This window comes from Pseudoalteromonas sp. MSK9-3, from assembly GCF_003590335.1.
GTDB lineage: Bacteria > Pseudomonadota > Gammaproteobacteria > Enterobacterales > Alteromonadaceae > Pseudoalteromonas.
Genome location: NZ_MIET01000032.1, coordinates 230,199 through 253,878, shown reverse-complemented (window position 1 = coordinate 253,878; position 23,680 = coordinate 230,199). Strand labels below are relative to the sequence as shown.

Genomic DNA, 23,680 nt, shown 5'->3' with positions numbered 1-23,680 from the left:
GACAGCGATGTATCGTTTTAAACAATTAATGGGTGATAAGCTAAAAAGTCGTCAATTCAATAGTCAGCATACAGAAACGATGATTAAAGTGAAGGCAATAAATAAAATGACTGGGCTAGGTATGCCCAAATATCAGCAACAGAGTTAAAACTGAGAAGTTGATTAGGAGTTAGCTATTTGATCAACAAGGCCTTCCTGAAAGCAAAACCACCATAATAGAATTTACAAAAATCAATCAACCACCTGACAAAATAAGCGAGTAATAAATACTCGCCTACCGCAAAATGCGCAAATTAACACAATTACCACCCGGCGCCGCCGTAGGCGAGGCTTTATGCATCGCATGTCTTAAGGTTTTGCCTACCAATTACCTCTACGCATCATCTAAATACACTTAAAGCGCTAAACAATACTCAAAATCACCCCCAGCTTTAATTCAATCGCATATCATTATTTTAATTTTATGCACACTAGCCCTTTACAACTCAACTTAGCGAACTATAATGTGCGACAATTAAATTGTATTCTTTTTGGCAGGCTATGGATTGCTGCAATATTCTAAACCTTGTACTACATACTTGGCTTAGTTTTACGCCATTTAAGGCAAGGTTGCTTTAAATTCCATATTTCTTCCATATTTTATTGTTTTAATTTACTAAATAAAAACTAGCGAGTAAGTAAAGTTATTTTAATGTTTAATTAACATGTGTGCGAGTTCTGCTTGCGGTCTTTCGGTGCTCGTGTTTTAATTCGGTAGATAACTGTCTTTAAAAAGCTATATGGAATAAAAATGGCTAAATGTTGTATTAAATTTCTTTCATCACTCGCTCTTATTTTACTTTCTGGTTGTAATATTATTCCTGGTAGCCACTTTGAAGGGCTAAGCGGTGGGCAAGATTATAATAATGCCCAGCAAGAATTAGAGCACGTCAATGTTAAAATGATTGACTCCCACCTTATACGTACACAAAAAGAAAATTTACAACAGAGTGCTTTAGCAACTCAAAAATTACCTTCTCAAGGTGTTGATGTTACAGGTTATGAATATAAGCTAGGCATTGGCGATGTGCTTAGTGTGGGTGTGTGGGATCACCCTGAGTTAACCATTCCTGCAGCAGTGCAAAGAACTGCCGAGTTTGATGGTTTTAGAGTACAAGCCGATGGTAGCCTGAACTTTGCCTATGCACCGGGTATTAAGGCCGCAGGTCAAACGGTTAATCAAGTACGTGCAGAACTAGTCAAACGCTTAAGCCGCGTAATAGAAGATCCGCAAGTTGATGTAAAAGTAGTGGGCTTTAAAAGCCAGCGTACGTATGTGACTGGTGAAGTAAATAAACCAGGTGTATATGCCATTACAGAAACGCCATTAACACTTATTGATGCGGTAAGTCAGGCTGGTGGCTTAACAGATAACGCAGACTGGCAACAAGTTAGTTTCACGCGTGGTGATGTTACTGAAAATATAGCGCTCAATGCGTTTTATGCATCGGGCGATATCTCGCAAAATCGCTTATTACAACATGGCGATATTATTCATATATCACGTAATGACAAAAAAAATGTGTTTGTATTAGGTGATGTTAAACGCGCAGGTACCGTGCAAGTTACCCGTTATGGTTTGAATTTAGCACAAGCGCTCAGTGAAACGGGTGGTTTAAACGAAACCACAGCAAACGCCAGTGGTGTGTTTGTATTACGCAAGCGTGACTTTGAGCGTGACGGTGTGCTTGCTGATGTATACCAGCTAGATGCTAAAAGCATTGCTGCACTTGTTATGGCTGAGCAGTTTGAATTACAGTCAAGCGATATAGTGTATGTAACCAGTGCACCACTTGCGCGTTGGAACCGTGTAATTAGCTTATTATTACCATCACTTTCTACCGTCGATGCATTACAAGATATCGAAAACCAGTAAGGGCACAATATGTTTGATAGTATTTTAGTGGTCTGCGCTGGTAACATATGCCGTAGTCCCACCGCTGAGTATATTTTAAAAGACAAGTTACAAGGTAAATCTATCCGAGTCTCATCAGCAGGGTTAACTGCGCTTGAAGGTAAAAGTGCCGATGCAACCGCCGTGGAACTGGCACAGCAGCAAAAAATCGATATGTCAGCCCATAAAGGTCGGCAGTTAAATTCATCCCTCGTTGCCGAAAACAGTGTGATTTTAGTGATGGAACAGCGGCATTTATCTGACTTGTGTAATCGTTACCCGCAAGCACGAGGTAAAACTTTTTTGTTAGGCAAGTGGCTTGATGACAAAGAAGTACCCGATCCATATCGCCAATCGCGAGAAGCGTTTGAGCATGTTTACGAGTTAATTGAGAGCGCTTGTGGCGCTTGGCAAAAGTATTTATAGGGATAAAGGTGCGTTTATGAATGCTCAGCCTAATTTTGTTGCAAACCAACAAACAAAACAAGTTAGAGAAACAGCTCAACAAGACTCGCAAGAAATAGATTTAATGGCGCTGTTTGGCGCTTTGCTTGATAGAAAACTCTTTATTATTTCAGTTACTGCGCTATTTATGCTGGTCGGTATTGCTTATGCACTTTTAAGCACGCCAATATACCAAGCAACTGCCATGATCCAAGTAGAAGAAAAGGGCGGCTCAGTCCCTGGTTTTGATGACATGGCAGGCATGTTTGAAAGCACCTCTGCCGCGGTGACTGAAATAGAACTGCTTAAATCACGTAGTATCATTGGTGAAGCGGTTGATGCTTTAAAGCTTGATATTGCTGTTGAATATAACCACTTCCCACTGATTGGTGGGAAGATGTTTCGCTCGTTTTCACCAAGTAAAGCTGGTGAACTCGCTGCACCAAGTTTTGGAGCTGACAGTTATGCTTGGGGTGGTGAGCAATTAGATATATTTCGCTTTGACGTACCTGCGAATGCTATTGGTCAGCAATTTACATTAGTTTCTAAAGGGCAAAATCAAATTGAGTTACTTGATGCTAATGGCAATGTAATTTTAAGTGGTGCAGTAGGTAGTGAGTTAACTAATGGCATGTTTACCCTAACCGTCAAAACGTTAGTCGCAAGAGCTAATACCGAGTTCTTTATTGCCAAAAGAGATAGGTTAAACACGGTGCTTGATTTACAAGCTGCGATTGGTGCAAGTGAAAAAGGTAAAGATTCAGGCATCATCAATTTAAGTTTGCAACATGCAGATTCAGCTTACGCTGAACAAGTACTGGATAAAGTAGCCAGTGCTTACGTACGCAGAAACGTTGAGCGTAATAGTGCTGAAGCCCAAAAGTCATTAGAGTTTTTAAATGTCCAATTACCAGAAGTCAAAAAGCAACTTGAAGAAGCTGAACAATTATTCAACGAGTACCAAGTAAAACGCGAGTCAGTTAATATTTCATTAGAAACACAAGCGGTACTTGAGCAAATAGTAAAACTAGATACAAAGCTCCAGGAGCTTGATTTAAGACGTTTAGAGCTTAGTCGCAAATTTAAAAGAGAGCACCCATCGTACCAAGGGGTTATTGAGCAAATTGATGTTGTAAAAGAGCAGAAACGCAAATTGGCCGGCGAAGTACAAGTCTTGCCTGAGACGCAGCAAGAGCTGCTGCGTTTAACACGAGATGTTGAAGTAAATAACGAAATCTACACATTATTACTCGCTAAAACCCAAGAGCTAGACATAGTACGGGCAGGCACCGTGGGTAATGTACGTATCATAGACTACGCTGAAGTTAACCGTTCAAAACCGGTTAAGCCTAAAAAAGCGTTAATCGTAGTATTAGCAACTTTACTGGGCGGTATGCTTGCCGTTACGATTGTGTTAGTACAAAAAGCTATGCATAAAGGTATTGAAGACCCAAGTGAAATTGAAGCATTAGGCCTAGCAGTATATGCCAGCGTACCTTACTCAGAGTACCAAGTTAAATTGACCGGTTTTGCAAGGGCACGTAAAGGTAAAACTCAAAAAGCCAAGTCAATACTTGCAGTAGATAACCCTGCGGACCTCTCGATTGAAGCATTGCGAAGCCTTAGAACCAGTCTTCATTTTGCCATGATGGAAGCCAAAAATAATATCATTGCTATTTCAGGGCCAAGCCCTGGTGTGGGTAAATCATTTATTTCAGTAAATCTAGCAACAGTGCTAGCGCAAAGTGATAAAAAAGTGCTGATCATTGATGCTGATATGCGAAAAGGCTACCTGCAAACTCAGTTTGGTATGAATTGGGATAACGGCTTGAGTGACTATTTATCAGGTCGGTTAAGTTTGACTGAGGTCACTAAATCTAGCCAAGTTACAAATTTAGACGTAATTACCAGAGGACAAATACCACCAAACCCTTCAGAGTTATTAATGCATAGTAACTTTAGTAAGTTGGTTGAAGAAGTAAGCAGTAAATATGATTTAGTCATTATAGATACCCCCCCAATTTTAGCAGTAACAGATCCTGCTATTGTCAGTGCACATGCAGGCAGTACGCTACTAGTAACGCGATTTGGCCAGAACCATGTTAAAGAGCTTGAAATAACACGTAACCGCTTTGAGCAAAATGGTATAGATGTAAAAGGGGTTGTATTTAATGGGGTGGTTAAAAAGGCAAGCAATGCGTATGGATATTATGGGTACTATAATTATGAATATAAGTCTTCAAAATAGTGAAGTTAACTATTACTAAGTTTATGCGTATTTTACTTTTATTATTAGTAGGCGGAAGTGGTTTAATACAGTTTGCTACTTCATTTTCTTTGTTAGCATATATTGGTGCCAGTAGTGATTTAGATAACTATTTTCTGGCACTGTCAATTCCACAGCTGGTACTTGCACTTTTTATATTCCCAATTAACGGAATGTTATTACCTTGTATAGTTAAGGGTAAAAAAAGGGCTGAAGCTTTACATACCGCGTATATGTTTGTGGTGTTCTTATTTTCCATCTTTATAATGATAATGCTTTACTTGCTGTTTAAGCTGTTCTTTAGTGTAGAATATTCTGAAATTTATTTATTGTTATTACTTGCTATTCCAGCCTTAGTTATGTCTTCCTCTCTTTCTGTGTATTTGTATGCCAAAGAAAAGTTTTTGCTCATCGAAGGTGCAAGCTTACTATCTAATGCCATAGGATTGCTTTTCATTATGTCCCTTCGAAAAATGCTTAGTGTGGAAGATATTATACTTATTTATATATTTAAGGGCTGGCTCTTAGTGTTACTACTGTTGACCTTTGTACGATTCAGTCTTCCAAGGCGGCGTCATTTCTTATATATTTTCTCTATAATACTAAAATCTAAAACTTTGATATTTACTTCATCTATAACAAAGTTTGAGCCATTAATTGAAAGATTTTTACTAAGCTTTATTACAGATGGTTTTTTATCATTATACTATATAACACAACAGATCTTAAGTTTTGTTACTCAGTTTGTAAATAAATGCCACACAGCAACTATCGTGCCGTCAGTTACCGGCTGTTTAAGAGGTAGAGTGAATATTAGTCAATACGTTAATATTCTTCATGAATCAAAGAAGACAATGGTCTACTTATTTTTCTTTTTCTGCTTTTTGCTGACTTTCTTCTTTTTTATATCTTACTTAGGTTTTTCTATTAAAAAGATAAGCTCAGAAAATATAAATGAAATTATAATTATTTCGATTTTGTTATCCGGTAATTTACTGTTCTCTTTACCAAGAGATTTTGTATACACTGCTTTTTATGCGCTAGGATTACCAAAATACCAGTCAAGAATTGATATAAATGCATTTTTAGTTTTTACTCCTTTAAAGGTAGTTCTTGTTAATTTGTTCGGCATCTATATTTTTATTTTGTTGGTTTCACTTCAGGCAACATTCAAATATTTTGCATCTAGGAATTACTTAAGAAAGGCTGTAATAAATGCATGAGTTGAATTGGGTTCAATGGGGAAGACGAAATAACTTTATTGGAGTTAGGGCGTTAGCTAAAGAGTTCAAAGTGAATTTGCATTATTCACATGTAAAGAAATTCAATTTTGAATCTGAGAACATAATTAAAAATAGATATATGCTCCCATTTGCAACCCAAAAAATTGGCAACTATATAGTTAGAGATAGTCTCGATCTTGGTACCAATAGAGCAATAAATAATTTTCATTTAAGCATACTTAAAAAAGTTAAAAGGGATAGTATCGTCTATACGATAGCAAATGGAATGCCAATATTAGATAGGGTCAATTGTAGGCTTAAAGTTCATGAGCAAGTTTCTTGCGCTTTAGAATTGGCCGAGCTTAGGAATCGTTATCAAAATGAACAGTACGATATCACCAGCATATATGAACGTGAACTTAGAACATTCGAATGTTCTGATGTGATCGCATGCCCTTCTATTGCGGTTTCAAATTATGTGAAAAGCATTTGTCCTAAAGCAAACACTCACATTTGTTTATACCCAAGGCCCGAAATAGAGCTAGGAGAACAATTTGAGAAAAAGAACAATCAGTCAAGGATTAAGTTTATTTTTGCTGGACGTCTTGAGTATACTAAAGGTGTTGATACTATATTTTCATTAGCAAAAAAGTTTCCTCTTGCGGAGTTTCACTTAGTTGGCGATGCAGTTTGCAGTCCGCCACCGCTCGGCAATATATTCAATCACGGCAAGTTAGAGCAAAAAAAATTATTTAAGCTTTTTTCTGAATGTGATTGTTTGTTATTTCCTTCATACAGTGAAGGTTCTTCATTTGTCACTCTTGAAGCTATGAGTTTAGGCTTGCCAGGAGTTGTAAGTTTTCAATCAGGTTCCCATTATAAACATGGTGATAATGGCTTTTTATTTGATGCTAATAATATAGAGGAATGTGAAGGCTATATTGAAAAGATTATTAAAAATCCAGAGATTATAATTGCTTTTAAAGAAAAGATTGAAAATGAAAAGTTTTATGGAATCCAAGATTATAATTTATCTATGTGTGAAATGTTATGGCAAAACTTAATTTAATCTTACCAACGTTATTTAGTGGGTCTGGAGCTGGGCCTGGTCATAAAAAGGATTTGATCAATATCTATAAAGTGTTTTTATCGTTAAATTACACTGTAAATTTGCATTATGTTGATACGCTAGATAGGAAGTTAGCTAAATTGCAACTAAAAAAGATTTTTAATAATAGGGATTCGGAGTATTTCCTATTAGGGCCACTTTATCTTTTTCGTGGTTATCTAGGTTATATACCTAAAAATACTTATATTTATGTTGCTGATTCTCCACTTAAAACTTCAATCTCAGATTTTCTTAAGACAGGAAAGAATTTACACAGGGTTATTTATAACTACTATATAGAGAGAAGAATGCGTTATTTTAAGCTCATTCTCGCTTCACAGGAAGAATGTGCCTGGTATAGCTCATCTGGTTATGACATTAATAAATTGAATTTGCTTTTACCATCCCCTGATTTTGATTCATTTGATATTAGAATAAATCAAAGTCAGGTTTTTAAAAAAAATCAGGTTTTCCTGTATAACCCTAATGGTTCAGGTGTGAAGATCGCTATAAAAGTCTTAGAAAGCTTATTCCAATTAAGAGCATCAAGTGAAGATAGTGTCGAAGTAATAGTTTCAGGCAAGTATTCGAATGAAATAGCTTTAGCCTTCAATGGAAAAAAATTCTGTAAATCCAAAGTTGATATTAAGGCTGTAGGTTTCATAGATAATATTGAGCTTATTATTAGGGAGTCAATGTTAGTTTTACTAACAGACGTCGGTGGTTCTGGGCTATGTAATCGCTCAATACAAGTTAGGCAGCTTGGTGTAAGGTTGGTTTGTACTATAGATAGTATACGAGGTACGAATCTCCTCTATGATAATGGTGTGATTGCATCAAATTCCACTTACGATATTGCAAACGAAGTAAATAATATTTGTAAACTATACAAAGAGCACTCAGGTAAACTTGAATCGAGCTACTCTAAAAGCGTTGAGTTGCATTGCTCCAGCTTTAAAGAGCAGCTTGATAATTTAATTGTTAGTATTTTTGGTAGTAATAATGTTTAGAATATTGAGTTTGATATTGCTATCTGCAACTTTTTTACAGGTTTTATATATTGGTCTCTTCGATTTTATTTCGCCGTATGACAATAAGTCAGTAGTCATAACCTCTTTAGAGTCACTGTTTAGTATTTTTGTTCTGTTATTGTCATTTGGTTTCTTGTATTTTTTTTCAAGTAAATACGAAGGCTTTGAGTTCATAAAAAACTCAAAGCCAGCTGAGGAGAAGGTTTATCTAAATTTAATTCTATTACTCGTATCCACATCAAGTTTGTTTTGTTTTTATTATTCGCCAACTTTAGATAATGCAATGATATTAAACGGTAGCCAGCAAGTCCAATATATTGGGTTGTTGTTTAAATTTGGCACTACATTTGTTCCTGCGTTAACACTAGCTGCTTATACACTTTACCCAAAGGAGTTTAAAACGCTACTCATTGTTATTATCGGATTATTTACATCGAGCTATCTTTCTGGTGTCTTTTTGACTAAACAGCCTCTATTTCCATTTGTTTTGTTTGTGTTGGCAATCTTTAATCGTCAAGGGAAAAGACAGAAAGCAATAATAATTGCATGTATAGTTTTTCTATTTTCTGTTGTTTTCTTCGTATACCAAACTCGTGATGCAGAAGTAACTTTTGAAAAGATTGTTTATAATATACTCTTTAGGTTTGTGACTTTTTTGGAGACGTTTCATATTGTTCATTATATTTATGACTTTGGTCCCTTTTATGATTTTAATTATTCTTCAACTAATTCAAGAGTAACTGAAGATGTATTTAATAGAAACTCTAATAACATCGGTATTGCGCCAGGTTATATTGGTTACTTTTTGGTTAGTTATGGCTTTTTTGGTATTTTAGGGATGTTGGTATTCGCTATCGTAGTAGTTATTATTTGTAGATTGCTCGCCTCTCAAAATGTTTTTGAAAGGGTATTATACTTTATAGTTGTTTGTGAGTTCATACCATTTTTTAATGATGGGGTGCCGAGCTTTTATTATTCAACAAGTAATGCTGCGTTGTTTTATTTAATGTTGTTTTCTTTGTTTTTTGTTTTATATGTTAGGTTTTTAAGAAAAAGATTTTAACTTTTTAATTGGTTTATATAATGAAAATTTGTCTGATAATTCCTTCTTTCTATCCTGCTGTTGTATATGGCGGTCCAATTTTCTCGTCATTGTATGCTAGTAAAGAGCTGGTTGAAATAGAAGCAGTTGACTTAAATGTTGTCACTACAAATGCAAATATGACAAATAGATTAGATGTCGTAGTTAATACTTTTATTAAAGTAAATGGAATATCGGTTAAGTATTATAATGAAACGATTGTAGGTAAATTATCTTTACCTCTTTTGTTTGGTGTATATAAAGATATAAAGAATAGCGATATCCTGCACATACAATCAATATTTAGTGTTTCAACAGCTATTTCTCTTATATTGGGGAAAATATACAAAAAGCCAGTCCTTTTGTCACCGCGAGGCTCTTTAGGTGACTGGTGTCTTGAAAACGGCAGCAAGTTTAAGCGTCTCTGGCTTAGCTTTTTTATTCGACCATACATGAATAATAATATCTTTCATGTAACCTCTGAGCAAGAAGAAGGTGAAGTTTTAAAATGTTTCCCGTCTGCAAATTGCGTTGTCATCCCTAATGGTATTAACATTAGGGATTATGATTATAGACCAGATAAAAAGAAACCCGAATTTTTCAATAGTATTTCTGATGCGGAAGTTACTGATGAAAGTTACGTTGTTGTTTCTATGGGTCGTATACAAAAAAAGAAGGGTTTTGATATACTTATACATGCTTTTTCTAAGTTTCATAAAAAGAAAACTAACTCAAAGCTTTTTATTGCTGGGCAAGACGAAGGAGAGCTTAACTATCTAAAGAGGCTGGTTTGCGAACTTAACCTTCAACCAAGTGTATTTTTTGTTGGGCACTTAAAGGAAGAAGGAAAAAGTAATTTCTTAAAGCTGGCTGATCTATTTGTGTTACCCTCACATAATGAAAATTTTGGAAATGTCTACTTGGAAAGCCTTGCTTCAGGGACTCCCATCTTGGCAAGTAAAAACACTCCTTGGTCTTCAGCAGTTGACTTTGAGTGCGGACTATGGATTGATAATTCCGTTGAAGATACATGTGCTGGAATGCTCGATTTATATCAAAGAGATCATCATTTATTGTCCTTAAATTCAAGGAGGTTAGCTCGTAACTTTGGGTGGGACAAAATTGCATTGAAGTTTTGTGATGTGTTTTCTAGGTTGGTACAAAATAATGAGTAATATATCAGTAATAATATTGACACTAAATGAAAGCAAGCATATTGAAAGATGCATTCTATCATTGAAGCCTTTTACACAAAGAATCTTTGTAATTGATTCTGGTTCTTCTGACCTGACAATTGATATTTGCAAACGGCATGCAGCTAAATGTTTTCATAATCCCTGGCCAGGTAATCATGCCAAGCAGTTCCAATGGGCACTTGATAATTGTCCAATAGAAACTACATGGGTGATGAAAATGGATGCAGATGAGTTTGCAACTGAACAGTTAACTGATGAAATAAATTCTCAACTATCTAATTTAGATGAAAATGTTTCTGGCGTATATGTAAAGCGGAAAGTTTGTTTTATGGGTAAATGGATTAAGTACGGAGGTTATTATCCTACTTGGTTACTAAGAATCTGGCGTTTTGAACATGGGAGAATGGAACAGCGTTGGATGGATGAGCATATAAAACTGACTCAAGGCAATACTGTAAATTTTGAATATGACATAGTAGATGATAATTTAAATAATCTTACTTGGTGGACTGAGAAGCATAATAATTACGCCACTAAAGAAGCGGCTGATCTATTAAATACTATTTATGGTTTGTGTCCTCAAGACGGCGTACGTCCAAGTCTTAGAGGTACACAAGAGCAAAGGAAAAGAAAACTAAAACATATTTATGCTAAGCTTCCTCTTTTTGTTAGGCCTTTCATTTACTTTATCTGGCGTTTTGTATTTAAGTTGGGGTTTTTAGATGGTAAAAAAGGATTGATTTGGCATTTTCTCCAAGGCTTTTGGTACAGATTTTTAGTTGACGCAAAGATATATGATATAAAAAGGTTATCAGGTAATGAAAGTGGACAAATTATTAAGATATTGCGTGACAAATACGGTATTAATTTTGAGAAGTAAATGCAACTAAATAAGTATACTAATAACTGGTACAAACCAGGCTCAAAAATAAAAATATTATCTTGGATGGTCTTTAGTTGTATTTTCTTTGAAAGTAAGCTTCCTTGGCCTTCCTTCATAAAAATCAGTATACTGAAAATGTTTGGCTCTAAAGTAGGAAATTCAGTCGTAATAAAGCCTGGAGTCAAAATAAAATACCCATGGTTTTTTGAAGTTGGCTGTAATTCTTGGATTGGGGAAAATGTTTGGATTGATAACCTCACAACAATAAGTGTTGGTGAAAATTGCTGTGTCTCTCAAGGGGCTTACTTACTTACAGGTAATCATGATTACAAGTCTAATCTATTTGATTTAATTATTAAACCAGTAGTTTTGGAGAATTGCTCTTGGGTGGGTGCTCAGGCTACTGTTTGCCCCGGCGTCACAATAGGCGAAGGGGCTATTCTTTCAGTTGGCTCTGTTGCAACTCAAGATTTAAAATGTAGTGGTATTTATCAAGGTAACCCTGCAATTTTTAAAAAAAGTCGAATATACAGGAAAAAAACGCAATGAAGGTAGCCTTAATAACAGGTGTAACGGGTCAGGATGGCTCATATTTAGCAGAGTTTCTTTTAGAAAAAGGTTATGAAGTTCATGGGATTAAGCGTCGAGCATCAAGCTTTAATACAGAGCGTATAGATCATATCTATCAAGATAGGCATGAAGAAAACCCTAACTTTTTCCTTCATTATGGCGACCTAACAGATACGTCAAACTTAACTCGCATTCTTAAAGAAGTACAACCTGATGAGGTTTACAACTTAGGTGCTCAAAGCCATGTAGCTGTTTCGTTTGAAGCGCCTGAATATACAGCTGATGTAGATGCAATAGGCACTCTACGTCTATTAGAAGCAATCCGTTTTCTTGGGTTAGAGAAAAAGACTAAGTTCTATCAAGCTTCTACGTCTGAGCTTTATGGTGAGGTACAAGAGATTCCGCAAAAGGAAACTACGCCTTTCCACCCTCGCTCGCCGTACGCTGTAGCGAAAATGTATGCGTACTGGATTGTGGTAAATTACCGTGAGTCTTATGGTATTTACGCGTGTAACGGTATTTTATTCAACCACGAATCTCCTCGTCGTGGTGAAACGTTTGTAACACGTAAAATCACACGTGGTCTTGCTAATATCTCACAAGGTCTAGAGAAGTGTTTATATCTAGGTAATATGGATGCGCTACGTGATTGGGGTCATGCAAAAGATTATGTTCGCATGCAGTGGATGATGCTTCAACAAGATACACCGGAAGATTTTGTGATCGCGACAGGTAAGCAAATTTCAGTAAGACAGTTTGTGTCTTTATCAGCAAAAGAGCTGGGCGTTACGCTTGAGTTCAGCGGTGAAGGCGTTGATGAAATAGCGACAGTGGTTGCGATTGAAGGTGATAACGCACTGGCACTATCAGTAGGTGATGTGATTGTGCGTGTAGATCCGTGCTACTTCCGTCCAGCAGAAGTTGAAACATTGCTAGGCGACCCAACGAAAGCAAAAGATAAGTTGGGCTGGGAGCCAGAGATTACAGTCGAAGAAATGTGTGCTGAAATGGTTCAACATGATTTAGCTAAAGCGAAGCAGCATGCGTTATTGAAGTCCTATGGCTATGATGTGAGTGTTTCAGTAGAGTAAGTCTCTTATTAAAGGCTACATATTATTAATGGCCTCTTTTTTTTTGGAAAGAAATGACAATTAAAGTATCCATAATAACCGCGACCTATAACAGTGCCAAAACTATTTCTGATGCCTTACAATCAGTTAAGGAGCAAAGTTATCATAATATTGAGCACATAATTATCGATGGGGCATCTAGCGACGATACACTTAATATAATCAAAAAAAATGGTTCTAGAGTGAGCCTTGTGGTTAGTGAGCCTGACAGTGGTATTTATGATGCATTAAATAAAGGTATATCTGCTGCAACCGGAGATATTATTGGTTTTATGCATTCTGATGATGTATTCGCATCTAACAAGTCTGTTGAAAATATGGTGGACAAATACCAAAATTCTGATGCCGATGCTATATATTGTGATTTAAATTATGTAGATAAAAATAATACTGAGAAAGTGATACGCAAATGGATTAGCGGAGACTTTAGTTTGTCTAAACTCCATCTAGGTTGGATGCCTCCTCATCCGACTTTTTACATGAAAAGAGCTCTTTATGCCGAGTTTGGTGGGTTTGACCTTTCGTACAAAATTGCAGCTGATTATGACTCTATGCTTAGATATTTATGGAAAAAGAGAATTACAATAACGTATTTTCCCGAAGTCTTAGTTAAAATGAGAGTGGGCGGAGCTAGTAATCGAAGCTTGAAAAATATAATCCAAAAAACTAAAGAAGATAAAAAAGCGCTAGTAAGTAATGGTGTGTTTTGGGTTAAGGCATTGTTTTTCAAGAACTTAAACAAGATTCCTCAGTATTTTCATAAGTAGAGAAGTTATGCATGAGTAAAAAAATAGTTTTTGTCGCAGGCCATAATGGTATGGTTGGCAGTGCCATTGTTAGAAAGTTAAAGCAATCTGATGATATTAAGGTGATTACAAAAAGCAGAGCTAAGTTAAACTTGCTGGACCAGCAGGCGGTTCGTACGTTTTTTGAAGAAAATCAAATAGACCAAGTATATCTTGCTGCGGCAAAAGTAGGTGGGATTGTAGCGAATAAAACTTACCCAGCAGAATTCATTTATGAGAATTTAATGATTCAAAATAACATCATCCATAGCGCGCACTTATCTGGTGTTAATGATTTGTTATTTTTAGGGTCAAGTTGTATCTACCCTAAATTTGCCGAGCAACCGATGACAGAAACGGCACTTTTAAGTGGTGCTTTAGAGTCTACTAATGAGCCTTATGCGATAGCTAAAATTGCAGGTATCAAACTGTGTGAGTCTTATAATCGTCAATATGGTCGTAATTATCGCTCAGTCATGCCAACTAATCTGTATGGAGAAAATGATAACTTCCATCCAGAAAACTCTCATGTTATTCCAGCACTTATACGTCGCTTTCATGAAGCGAAATTAGTAGGTGATAGCAAAGTTGTTGCGTGGGGGACAGGTAAGCCGATGCGAGAGTTTTTGCATGTAGACGACATGGCTGCAGCATCAATCCATGTAATGAACTTAGATTCAGAAACATACAGTGCAAACACACAAGAGATGTTAAGTCATATCAATGTAGGCACAGGTGTTGATTGTACAATCAGAGAGCTTGTTGAAACAATTGCAAAAGTGGTTGGTTTTGAAGGTGCCATAGAATTTGATGCGACTAAGCCTGACGGTACACCGCGTAAATTGATGGACGTGTCTCGCCTTAAATCATTAGGGTGGGAATATAGCACTTCTTTAGAAGCGGGCCTAAAAGAAACTTATGAGTGGTTTTTAGCAAATCAAGATAACTTTAGAAAATAATAGAGAACATAGGATGTTTCTAGACAAAAATACGTTTTCTACAGTAATAGAAAGCGCGCCACTTGTTTCAATCGATTTGATTGTATTAGATGAAAATAACCAAGCGCTTTTGGGTGAGCGGTTAAATAAACCAGCACAAGGGAACTGGTTTGTGCCTGGCGGACGGATTTTAAAAAATGAATCGCTTGAAGAGGCATTTGAAAGGTTAACTCAAGAAGAGCTTGGTGAGGCATTTTCACTCCCAGAAGCGACTCTTTTAGGGCTTTATGACCATTTTTATGATGACAACGTTTTTGGTGATGGCTTTAGCACACACTATGTTGCAATTGCTTATATCCTGAGGCTGAGCAAACCGCTAAACGACTTACCACATGATATTCAACATGGTAAATATCAATGGTTCGATATAGTCAGCCTATTAAAAGATAAAAAAGTCCATAAGCACACAAAATGGTACTTTAAAGCATTACAGAAAACACAGGGATAAAGAATATGATACTTCCAATCATCATGGCTGGGGGCTCAGGCACACGTTTATGGCCACTGTCACGCGGCAACTACCCAAAACAATTTTTAAAGCTGCATGGTGAAAACACCATGTTGCAAGAGACTATTTTAAGATTAAATGGTCTAGAGCATACGCCAGCGATGTTAATTTGTAATGAAGAGCACCGCTTTATTGCCGCAGAGCAAGTTCGTCAAATAGGAGCTGCACACAGTGGTATCTTCTTAGAGCCTGTGGGTCGTAACACCGCGCCTGCTATTGCGTTAGCAGCCTTCAAAGCAGTTGAAAGCAATCAAGATTCATTATTACTTGTTTTAGCTGCTGACCATGTTATTCAAAACCAAGCTGCTTTCCAAGAAAGTGTCAATAAAGCAACATTATTAGCAGAGCAAGGTAAATTAGTGACCTTTGGTATTGTTGGCAATACGCCAGAGACGGGTTATGGTTATATTAAGCGTGGTGCTGAGGTTGAGCACGGTTTTGTTGTTGAAAGTTTTGTCGAAAAGCCAAACCTTGAAACGGCAAAAAAATATATTGCCAGTGGTGACTATTACTGGAATAGCGGTATGTTCTTATTCAAAGCGAGTCGCTACCTTGAAGAGCTAAAAGCATTTCGCCCAGATATTTATGAAGCGTGTGAAAAAGCAGTACAAGTACAAAATAATGACATGGACTTTGTACGTGTAGATAAAGAAGCATTTGAAGCATGCCCAGATGAATCTGTTGATTATGCGGTGATGGAACACACACAGGATGCTGTTGTGGTACCGATGGATGCAAACTGGAATGATGTAGGTGGCTTTGCAGCATTGTGGGAAGTGTCTGAGCAAGATGAAAATGGCAATGCTCTTATTGGCGACGTTAAATGTGTAGACACAAAAAACACCCTAGTATTTTGTGAAGATAAGTTAGTGACAACGGTGGGCGTTGAAGACTTAGTCATTGTTAATACAAAAGATGCTGTACTCGTTGCGCACAAAGACGAATCTCAAAAAGTAAAAAAAATCGTTAGTCAATTAAAAGCGGAAGAACGCTCAGAGGTTACATTCCACCGCGAGGTATATCGTCCTTGGGGTAAATACGACTCAGTAGACAACGGTGAGCGCTTTCAGGTAAAACGTATCACGGTTAAACCAGGTGCAAAACTATCTGTGCAAATGCACCACCACAGAGCTGAACACTGGATTGTTGTATCAGGTACTGCCAAAGTTCTAATTGATGATACAGAGCAGTTCGTCACAGAGAATGAATCAGTATACATTCCAATTACAGCAGTTCATGCATTAGAAAACCCAGGTAAAGTAGATTTAGAGCTTATTGAAGTGCAGTCAGGTTCGTACTTAGGTGAAGATGATATTGTGCGCTTTGAAGATCGTTATGGCAGGGTAAAAGGTTAAGTCATGAATACAAAATCAGTCATTCAAACAAGTGGCATTGCATTTGGTACCAGCGGTGCCCGAGGTCTCGTTGTCGATTTTACACCGCAAGTGTGTGCAGCCTTTTCAATTGCATTCTCTCAGAGTATTAAAAGTGAATTCGCATTTAATACAATGGCCATCGCAATTGATAACCGTCCGAGCAGCTTTGATATTGCCAAAGCCTGCGCTGCTGGTTTGAAGCAACTCAATATAGATGTTGTTTATTATGGTGTGGTACCCACTCCAGCACTTGCTTATACAGCGATGCAAGACAATATGCCTTGTATTATGGTTACAGGTAGCCATATTCCATTTGATAGAAATGGTTTAAAGTTCTATCGTCCTGATGGTGAAATCACCAAGCAAGATGAGCAAGCTATTTTATCTACTGATTTTGATTTTACTGACTTGAGCTTAGTCGATATCAGTTTACCAACTAGCGATAAAGCGAAAAATGCGTATACCGCTCGATATACAAACCTGTTTAGCGAAGAGGCGTTAGGAGGTAAGCGAGTGGGTATTTATGAGCACTCTAGTGCAGGTAGAGATATTTACAAAGCACTATTTGAGCAATTGGGTGCAGAAGTCATTTGCTTAGGGCGCAGTGATGAATTTATCCCAATCGATACCGAGGCTGTATCGGATGAAGATAAGCAAAGAGCTAAAAAATGGGTAAGTGAATATCACTTAGATATGCTTTTCTCAACTGACGGTGATGGCGATAGACCATTAGTTGCAGGCGAAGACGGCGAGTGGCTAAGAGGTGATATTCTAGGTCTACTTTGTAGTCAAGCACTCTCAATTGAAGCGCTTGCAACACCCGTTAGCTGTAACACAGCGATTGAATTGTCAGGTAGCTTTAAAACAGTGACCAGAACAAAGATTGGCTCACCCTATGTGATAGAAGCCTTTGCAAAGTTAAACAAAACTTATAAGCGAGTAGCGGGTTTTGAAGCAAATGGCGGCTATTTATTAGCGAGTGACTTTGAGTTTAATGGTAAAGCACTTAAAGCGCTTCCTACAAGAGATGCTTTGCTACCAGCGCTTGTTTTAGCAACAATGGGTGACAGCATAGCAAGCTTACAAATATCTTTGCCACAACGCTTTACTGCTAGTGATAGGCTTAAGAACTTTCCGCAAGAAAAAAGCTTAAAACTTGTTACTTTACTCAAGACTGAACCCCAAAGAATATGCAGTCTTTTAGATATTTCTAGCTTAGATGTAATTCATGGTGATGATACTGATGGCGTTAGACTACATTTAAGTAATGGAGCAATCGTTCATATACGGCCTTCGGGTAATGCACCTGAGTTGAGGTGCTATATTGAAGCTGGAGAGTATTCAATTATACAGCGCTACCTTAAATCTTTTACGACAAATTTTGAGAGCAATTTAAACGCAGAACTAATAGATTCTAACTTTTGAGTATGGCGTTATTCTCATTTCGCGAATAATGAACTAAAATGGTCTCTTAATAAATCTCGCTCATATTTTTAATAAGGATGTGTAAATGTTAGTCGAGCTCGCCTACGTTTTTTTCTTTTCGTTCACTACGTTGTTTGTAATGAGAAAAGTGGCTAAAAAGATAGGGTTGGTTGATAAACCAAATGCTAGAAAGCATCACGAAGGTGTTGTGCCGTTAGCTGGTGGTATTTCAGTTTGTATCTCAGTTTCTTATTTTTTGTATCAACATGCTGGGGCTGCTCCTCAGTTATTTGTATTGTTAGTAAGTTTAGTATTTCTCACCATATTAGGTGCACTTGACGATAAGTTTGATTTAAGTGTTAAGTTGCGATTAGCGTTGCAAGCCTGTGTTGCTATTTTAATGATGCACTTTACAGACTATCGATTAATCTCATTAGGTAACCCGTTTGGCTTTGGGTCAATCGACTTACCGCTAATCGGTTGTGTTATGACCGTTTTTGCTGTTATAGCGGCGATTAATGCATTTAATATGGTTGATGGCATTGATGGTTTGTTAGGTGGGTTGTCTATTGTTACCTTTTCAAGCCTTGCTCTGTTAGGCGCTATTTTTGGTGATGGCTTAACGACGTCTATCTGCTTTATTTTTGTGTTCGCGATTATCCCTTATGTTTGTATGAACCTTGGGTTGCTAGGTCGTAAAAGAAAGGTGTTTATGGGCGATGCAGGCAGCATGATGATCGGGTTTGCAGTTGTATGGTTATTGTTGTCAGTTAGTCAAGTGACTGAAGCTGGCGCGCACTCGATTCGACCTGTTACAGCTCTTTGGTTAATTGCCATTCCATTGATGGACATGGCGGCAATAATGATCCGAAGAGTAAAGAGAGGAGATTCGCCGTTTAAACCCGATCGTGAACACCTTCATCACATATTTCAAAAACTTGGCTTTTCTTCTAGGCAAACACTCGTGATTATTGTGTTGATATCTGCATTGCTCGCATTAGTGGGGGTTTTAGGGGAAGTATTTTCTATACCTGAGCCATTGATGTTTTATGGTTTTGTGCTGCTATTCTGGTTATATCATTCAGCGCTATCTAATGTTTATACTTTAGGTAAAGTAGTGAATAACATATTTGGTGCTAACCTTGTGGTTGAAAATGCGAAGTGACATGGCATGGTTGATGAAAAAATTAACCATTTTATATTACAATACTCACTTTAAAATAAAGCTACTCTTACTCAGTTTAATAGTGAACAGTTAGAGTTTAATAAATGAGATATAGCGAGCTATTTTTTGAAAGTAGCTCGCTTTTTATTTGGCGTGGTATTTTATAGGTTACTTAGCGTAGGTTTTATAAACCTCTCTCAATCTAGGTAAGTGATGCTGAATATAGCTTTCAGACAAACGACTTTGATTAAACAGCTCTGTTTCAATTGTGGTATCATCAAACGGCAATTGACCCAATCCAAATGCCACGTTGTTGTGTGACTCACCCACACGGGTTTGTATGCGCTCTCTCCAATTGTGTTTACCTTTTATAACACCGTATGATGTTGCATAGTCTTTACGTGGGGTTAATGGCACAGTTAAGCCAATGCCGACAAATCGACCTTTGGTGTCGAGGTAATACACGTCTAGTGATGTGTCGCCAAACCAGAACTTACTGGTGAGCTTATAGCCGCTGTCTTTATTGAAAAACTTACCAACACTTGCGGAGAGGCTGATATCGTATTCTGATAAGTTATATTGATAGCTGGTATTATAAATTGTTTTGTCACCATCAAAATCTTGATAGTCAAAGTAGCCAAGCTGCGCGCTGATTTGGTGACGACCGCTTTCACTCATCCACATACTTTGGTGCTTAAACCCAAGGTAATTGGTAAACTCGTAGTAATAACCAATTTGTGTTTGGTTATGTATATTGAAGGGCAGTTGCCAGTTTTGCTTGTAGGTTAGGCTAGTAAGGCCATCTTTATGCCGAAACCTTGTAAAAGGTTTGTTGTCTTTAAAATCGTCTGACGTGGCAATACCTTGAGTACCGGTAACGTTAATAGAGCCACCTTGCCAAATTGGCACCTCGAGCTGCGCTTTTAAGGCAAGTGAATAGTCGAGTACACCAAGTTCAGTGGCTACCCCTTTTACAATATCTGGGCTTAGCGTTAAGCGGGGGGTGTAATAAGGGCTATTAGTCGACCCAAAATTAACCCAAGTTAGGCCGCCGTGCTGTATGTTCACTCTATTGGTGATGGCTAAGTTAGGCGCAGTGCCAGATTGTATAAAGCCTCTGTAATCATCTAATTGACCTGATATTTGAATTTGCGGTACTTCTAGCTTTTGCAGTACTAAGTTGAAGTCCATACCCGGGTAGTTAAAGTGCGCTTGTAGTCGGCCTAATATCAACCCTATTGCGTCTAATTCGTTTTGATTAAATACATGGTTTTCAATAATAACGTGCACACTAGATAGGCTATAACCAACATGAATGTTTTCAAACCCATCGTCAAGCAGCGCGGCTTTAAAGGCCATGGCTGTTTGCTCTAGCTCTGAGTCAGTGGCTGTGTGCTTTACTTGCTTTGATTTCAGTAAAGTCGGCTTATTTTTTAGTTGGGGAGCTTTTGGCCCAGAACTGTTTGAATCAGATATTATTGGGGTTATGTGAGGCTTGGGTTGAGGCGCAAGCTGTGGTGCCGGCTTTATTGGCCTAAAGCTTTTATGCTCAGGCTTATTCAATTGGTATTTAAAGTTAATACCAAAATAGACATCGTCTTCACTTTGTTTGTGGTCATAATAATTTGCAGCTAGGCTGATAGCAAGTTGATTACTTAACCACTTGCTTGGTACATGTAGTTTTAGGCCTGAGCTGGTTGCTTCACCATTGTGTTCTGCAGTAATACTTAACCACTCAGTTGCATGCCATTGCACACCGGCGAATGCGCCATCTAGTCGGTTTGTCAGGTTATCTGTCGTGCCTGCACCGAGTGTTAAATCAAAGTTCCCTAAGCGTTTGGTTGCAACTGCATAATAGGCTTTATAGTTGTTCGCGGCACCGCCTATGTCTTGTGCGCCCACAGCCAATGAAAACCAATTTTTGGGAATAAACGGCAACTGATATTTAGCATTAAAAGAGAGATCACGAATTTGAGAATTGCCTTTTGCACTTTCATGAAATAGGTTGTCGTGAATACTCACACTGGCAATTTTACCGCCTACTTCTAACCCCTCAAATACGCCTGTATTAATTGTGAAGTTATGTCCATCAACAACATCTGCTCGGTATTCAAGTTGATTATTATATTGCGTATGTAAGCTGCCGAAGTCGGCCACATAAGCATTTGGGATGTTAATTAGCCCTGTAAAGCCATAAAAAGACTGATTATCTGTTGTTGCAGCCATAAGAGGGGTACTTGCCATAAAGCAAGACCACATTAAAGTGTTGGTTTTTTTGCGCATGAGTCAACCGTGTTGTAGTGTTATTTTGTGTCGCAACAACTCAAAATCGAGAGTTTAAATGCGTTAAAATATGATTGTATCGAGGTTAATAAAAAATACCAACGGATTACTGTTGAGATGAGAAAAATATGAGTTTAATAGTAAAGTAGCAACAAAATTTATGATTAATAGCAAGTGTTTATCATATTAGTACCATTTAATATGATCTCTTGTCGTACATAGGTATTATTCTGTTGGATGTTTGCGCTGCATATGCTACATTTGTAACGCTAAAAGTTAAAGCTAGGCCTTGGTTTGTATGAACTTTAGGTAAACTTAAATTAGCAGAAGTTCAGGGAGTGAAAGAAGTCCCTGTTTAACTTTATTAAATTTTAATGTCTAAATTGCCATTAACTGTTGCTATGCATATAGTAATGGTTGAATTTAATGTATTGTTAACAGCGCACTTAAAAGTAGTTGTTAATTTTGAAAGGAACACAAGGACTAACCATGCTTGCTAATAAAAAATCACTTCTCGCTCTGTCTGTTACTGCTGCGCTAACTCTAACGGGTTGTTTCAGTGACGACGACAATAATGTTGTAGTACAACCAGTAGAACCAACTGATCCGGTTGTTGTTGCACCAACTACACCTGACGCGCTAGGCCTAGTTGTATCTGGTAGTGTTGTAAATGCTGCAAACACAAATGTTATAACTGCTGCAACGATTTCATTTTTAGAAGACGGTGCTGTTGCAGAGAATTTAGTTGATGCTAATGGCGAAGCAGTTACAACTGCGGCTGATGGCTCGTTTGTATTTACAAACAAAGACGGCTCAACGCTTACAACAGTTACAGCAACTGTTTCTGCGGAAGGCTTTATCTCTAAAAGCTTTATTATGGACTTAACGGGTGCTGAAGGTAATGTTGCAGTGCAACTTGCACTTACATCAGTTGAAGCTGAAGGTGTAGCGGTTGATACTGTAGAAGCAACAGTTGAAAATGCAACAACTGGTGACGCAATCACTGCAAATGCTGCTAGTGGTAAAGCGGGTGCTGATGTAACTGTCCCTGCAGGCACTCAACTACAAGATGCTGATGGTAACCCAGTATCGGGTACGCAAATCTCTTTAGATGTTAGCTCTGCAGATACCAGCTCTAACGCGGCAGGTGCAATCATCCCTGAAGGCTTAAACGCTGGTAGCACGACTACTGTAGCGCAGCCTGTGGGTGTTGCGAACGTTGTTATGACGGACGATCAAGGCAACAAGATCAAAAAGTTCAGTAGCCCAATTCAAATCTCTGTAGCAATCCCTGCTTCTACAGTTTTAAGCTCAGGCGAAACGGTTAAAACAGGCGATACGTTAAGCCTTGCATCACATGATGAAGTAACAGGTCAATGGACTAACGAAACGAATGTTGTAACCGTTGGTGCGCAAACGGGTGATACATTTGCTGGTAGCTTCATGACTGATCACTTAACATTCTTTGCTGCAAATGATGTAGCGGCAGTTTGTGCTGATACAATTACATTAGCAACATCAGGTGATGACATTCCTGCGTCAGGCCTATTTGCAGATATCCAGTCTACTAAGCGTTCTGAAACTATTTCTATTACTGGTAATTCAACAGCACTTAGCTTAAGTGGTGTTGCTGCGACAGAAACTGCCACTGTAACAGTACGTGATGCTAACGGTAATGCATGGGGCACTACAACAGGTAACCTTTGTGGTACAACCAATGTTGTATTAGCAAACCAACAAACTTTTGTATCTGAGTCATTTGCTGTAACGGCAACGTGTGCAAACGATGAAAATGTAAGCGCAGCACTAGGTGGCGCGGTTGTATCTTATGCTCAATCAGGTAAAGCGCCTGCAGTTGCTTCAGAAACAACAGCGGGTACTTATGCTTTAGCAGATATTGTTGAAGGTCAACAATATACTGTAAATGTTATTCCTCGCGGCGTAACTTTAGCAGCTGGTGCGACAACGTCTTTCACCGTGACTGCTGATGGTACTGATGAGAATGGCAATGTAGATGTAACTTGTAGCACAACTACAGGTGGTAACTAATCTAATTAGTTAGATATTGGTTACAAAAAAAGCCGCTGTAAAGCGGCTTTTTTGTGCGCGATCGAAAGTTGATAGATATAAAGTTATCGACGAATAAAGAAATTTAGGTATTCAAGAGAACGATAAACGTTCGCCTACGATGGTTGGTTTTATTCGGCCGTTGGCGGGGCTTTACGCCGCGCTTTTTTGAATTTAGGGTTTAAGCGAGCGGTAAATGTTCGACTAC

The 23,680-nt window shown here is 37.9% G+C and carries 19 protein-coding genes and 1 pseudogene; 19 read left to right on the top strand and 1 reads right to left on the bottom strand.

Features of this window, described 5'->3' with window-relative positions; genetic code table 11:
• The 18 genes and pseudogenes from BGP78_RS22945 to wecA all read left to right on the top strand — a co-directional run.
• Positions 1–148: pseudogene (locus BGP78_RS22945) on the top strand (IS5/IS1182 family transposase); the annotation flags it as partial.
• 642 nt (positions 149–790) lie between these two features.
• Positions 791–1,915, top strand: a complete 1,125-nt coding sequence (locus tag BGP78_RS15205) for a polysaccharide export protein (RefSeq protein WP_119862164.1) — start codon at positions 791–793, stop codon at positions 1,913–1,915.
• A 9-nt stretch (positions 1,916–1,924) separates the two neighbouring features.
• Positions 1,925–2,359, top strand: coding sequence for a low molecular weight protein-tyrosine-phosphatase (locus BGP78_RS15200; protein WP_119862163.1), 435 nt, complete (start codon positions 1,925–1,927; stop codon positions 2,357–2,359).
• Between the two features lie 16 nt (positions 2,360–2,375).
• Entirely contained in the window at positions 2,376–4,625 is a 2,250-nt protein-coding gene (locus BGP78_RS15195) for a polysaccharide biosynthesis tyrosine autokinase (RefSeq protein WP_119862162.1), read from the top strand.
• Positions 4,625–5,866 carry a hypothetical protein gene (locus BGP78_RS15190; RefSeq protein ID WP_119862161.1) on the top strand — a complete coding sequence of 414 codons (1,242 nt, stop codon included), beginning with the start codon at positions 4,625–4,627 and terminating at the stop codon, positions 5,864–5,866. The genes BGP78_RS15195 and BGP78_RS15190 overlap by 1 nt, the downstream gene beginning before the upstream one ends.
• Entirely contained in the window at positions 5,859–6,935 is a 1,077-nt protein-coding gene (locus BGP78_RS15185) for a glycosyltransferase family 4 protein (protein WP_119862160.1), read from the top strand. The genes BGP78_RS15190 and BGP78_RS15185 overlap by 8 nt, the downstream gene beginning before the upstream one ends.
• On the top strand, positions 6,917–7,984 hold the full coding sequence (locus BGP78_RS15180; protein ID WP_119862159.1) for a hypothetical protein: 1,068 nt from the start codon (positions 6,917–6,919) through the stop codon (positions 7,982–7,984). Before BGP78_RS15185 ends, BGP78_RS15180 begins: the two co-directional genes overlap by 19 nt.
• Positions 7,985–8,288: 304 nt before the next feature.
• Positions 8,289–9,068 (top strand): hypothetical protein, encoded by a 780-nt coding sequence (locus BGP78_RS15175; RefSeq protein WP_147386082.1) that lies wholly within the window; start codon positions 8,289–8,291, stop codon positions 9,066–9,068.
• Positions 9,069–9,088: 20 nt separating this feature from the next.
• On the top strand, positions 9,089–10,261 hold the full coding sequence (locus BGP78_RS15170; RefSeq protein ID WP_119862157.1) for a glycosyltransferase: 1,173 nt from the start codon (positions 9,089–9,091) through the stop codon (positions 10,259–10,261).
• Positions 10,254–11,162, top strand: coding sequence for a glycosyltransferase family 2 protein (locus tag BGP78_RS15165; RefSeq protein ID WP_119862156.1), 909 nt, complete (start codon positions 10,254–10,256; stop codon positions 11,160–11,162). The genes BGP78_RS15170 and BGP78_RS15165 overlap by 8 nt, the downstream gene beginning before the upstream one ends.
• Positions 11,163–11,714, top strand: a complete 552-nt coding sequence (locus tag BGP78_RS15160) for a WcaF family extracellular polysaccharide biosynthesis acetyltransferase (RefSeq protein WP_119862155.1) — start codon at positions 11,163–11,165, stop codon at positions 11,712–11,714.
• A complete protein-coding gene (gmd, locus tag BGP78_RS15155) occupies positions 11,711–12,826 on the top strand; it encodes a GDP-mannose 4,6-dehydratase (RefSeq protein WP_119862154.1) in 1,116 nt (371 codons plus the stop codon). The genes BGP78_RS15160 and gmd overlap by 4 nt, the downstream gene beginning before the upstream one ends.
• Before the next feature lie 53 nt (positions 12,827–12,879).
• Positions 12,880–13,632, top strand: a complete 753-nt coding sequence (locus BGP78_RS15150) for a glycosyltransferase family 2 protein (protein ID WP_220475521.1) — start codon at positions 12,880–12,882, stop codon at positions 13,630–13,632.
• A gap of 11 nt (positions 13,633–13,643) precedes the next feature.
• Complete coding sequence (locus tag BGP78_RS15145; protein WP_119862153.1) at positions 13,644–14,609, top strand: GDP-L-fucose synthase; 966 nt, start codon at positions 13,644–13,646, stop codon at positions 14,607–14,609.
• 13 nt (positions 14,610–14,622) lie between these two features.
• Entirely contained in the window at positions 14,623–15,096 is a 474-nt protein-coding gene (locus BGP78_RS15140) for a GDP-mannose mannosyl hydrolase (RefSeq protein WP_119862152.1), read from the top strand.
• A 5-nt stretch (positions 15,097–15,101) separates the two neighbouring features.
• Positions 15,102–16,511 carry a mannose-1-phosphate guanylyltransferase/mannose-6-phosphate isomerase gene (locus tag BGP78_RS15135; RefSeq protein WP_119862151.1) on the top strand — a complete coding sequence of 470 codons (1,410 nt, stop codon included), beginning with the start codon at positions 15,102–15,104 and terminating at the stop codon, positions 16,509–16,511.
• 3 nt (positions 16,512–16,514) lie between these two features.
• A complete protein-coding gene (locus tag BGP78_RS15130) occupies positions 16,515–17,957 on the top strand; it encodes a phosphomannomutase (RefSeq protein WP_119862150.1) in 1,443 nt (480 codons plus the stop codon).
• Between the two features lie 85 nt (positions 17,958–18,042).
• The gene (gene wecA, locus BGP78_RS15125; RefSeq protein WP_119862149.1) at positions 18,043–19,122 is read left to right on the top strand and encodes a UDP-N-acetylglucosamine--undecaprenyl-phosphate N-acetylglucosaminephosphotransferase; all 1,080 of its coding nucleotides are present in this window, start codon (positions 18,043–18,045) and stop codon (positions 19,120–19,122) included.
• Between the two features lie 168 nt (positions 19,123–19,290).
• Here the strand turns inward: wecA and BGP78_RS15120 are convergent, their stop codons facing one another.
• Positions 19,291–21,405 carry a YjbH domain-containing protein gene (locus BGP78_RS15120; protein ID WP_259386332.1) on the bottom strand — a complete coding sequence of 705 codons (2,115 nt, stop codon included), beginning with the start codon at positions 21,403–21,405 and terminating at the stop codon, positions 19,291–19,293.
• Positions 21,406–21,894: 489 nt separating this feature from the next.
• Here BGP78_RS15120 and BGP78_RS15115 point away from each other — a divergent pair, with 489 nt between their 5' ends.
• Positions 21,895–23,454 (top strand): hypothetical protein, encoded by a 1,560-nt coding sequence (locus BGP78_RS15115; RefSeq protein WP_119862148.1) that lies wholly within the window; start codon positions 21,895–21,897, stop codon positions 23,452–23,454.
• The last annotated feature ends 226 nt before the right edge of the window (positions 23,455–23,680 follow it).

Coding starts and splice junctions, on each gene's coding strand:
- BGP78_RS15205 (WP_119862164.1), top strand. CDS start 791: ATGGCTAAATGTTGTATTAAATTTCTTTCATCACTCGCTCTTATTTTA.
- BGP78_RS15200 (WP_119862163.1), top strand. CDS start 1,925: ATGTTTGATAGTATTTTAGTGGTCTGCGCTGGTAACATATGCCGTAGT.
- BGP78_RS15195 (WP_119862162.1), top strand. CDS start 2,376: ATGAATGCTCAGCCTAATTTTGTTGCAAACCAACAAACAAAACAAGTT.
- BGP78_RS15185 (WP_119862160.1), top strand. CDS start 5,859: ATGCATGAGTTGAATTGGGTTCAATGGGGAAGACGAAATAACTTTATT.
- BGP78_RS15180 (WP_119862159.1), top strand. CDS start 6,917: ATGGCAAAACTTAATTTAATCTTACCAACGTTATTTAGTGGGTCTGGA.
- BGP78_RS15175 (WP_147386082.1), top strand. CDS start 8,289: ATGATATTAAACGGTAGCCAGCAAGTCCAATATATTGGGTTGTTGTTT.
- BGP78_RS15170 (WP_119862157.1), top strand. CDS start 9,089: ATGAAAATTTGTCTGATAATTCCTTCTTTCTATCCTGCTGTTGTATAT.
- BGP78_RS15165 (WP_119862156.1), top strand. CDS start 10,254: ATGAGTAATATATCAGTAATAATATTGACACTAAATGAAAGCAAGCAT.
- BGP78_RS15160 (WP_119862155.1), top strand. CDS start 11,163: ATGCAACTAAATAAGTATACTAATAACTGGTACAAACCAGGCTCAAAA.
- gmd (WP_119862154.1), top strand. CDS start 11,711: ATGAAGGTAGCCTTAATAACAGGTGTAACGGGTCAGGATGGCTCATAT.
- BGP78_RS15150 (WP_220475521.1), top strand. CDS start 12,880: ATGACAATTAAAGTATCCATAATAACCGCGACCTATAACAGTGCCAAA.
- BGP78_RS15145 (WP_119862153.1), top strand. CDS start 13,644: ATGAGTAAAAAAATAGTTTTTGTCGCAGGCCATAATGGTATGGTTGGC.
- BGP78_RS15140 (WP_119862152.1), top strand. CDS start 14,623: ATGTTTCTAGACAAAAATACGTTTTCTACAGTAATAGAAAGCGCGCCA.
- BGP78_RS15135 (WP_119862151.1), top strand. CDS start 15,102: ATGATACTTCCAATCATCATGGCTGGGGGCTCAGGCACACGTTTATGG.
- BGP78_RS15130 (WP_119862150.1), top strand. CDS start 16,515: ATGAATACAAAATCAGTCATTCAAACAAGTGGCATTGCATTTGGTACC.
- wecA (WP_119862149.1), top strand. CDS start 18,043: ATGTTAGTCGAGCTCGCCTACGTTTTTTTCTTTTCGTTCACTACGTTG.
- BGP78_RS15120 (WP_259386332.1), bottom strand. CDS start 21,405: ATGCGCAAAAAAACCAACACTTTAATGTGGTCTTGCTTTATGGCAAGT.
- BGP78_RS15115 (WP_119862148.1), top strand. CDS start 21,895: ATGCTTGCTAATAAAAAATCACTTCTCGCTCTGTCTGTTACTGCTGCG.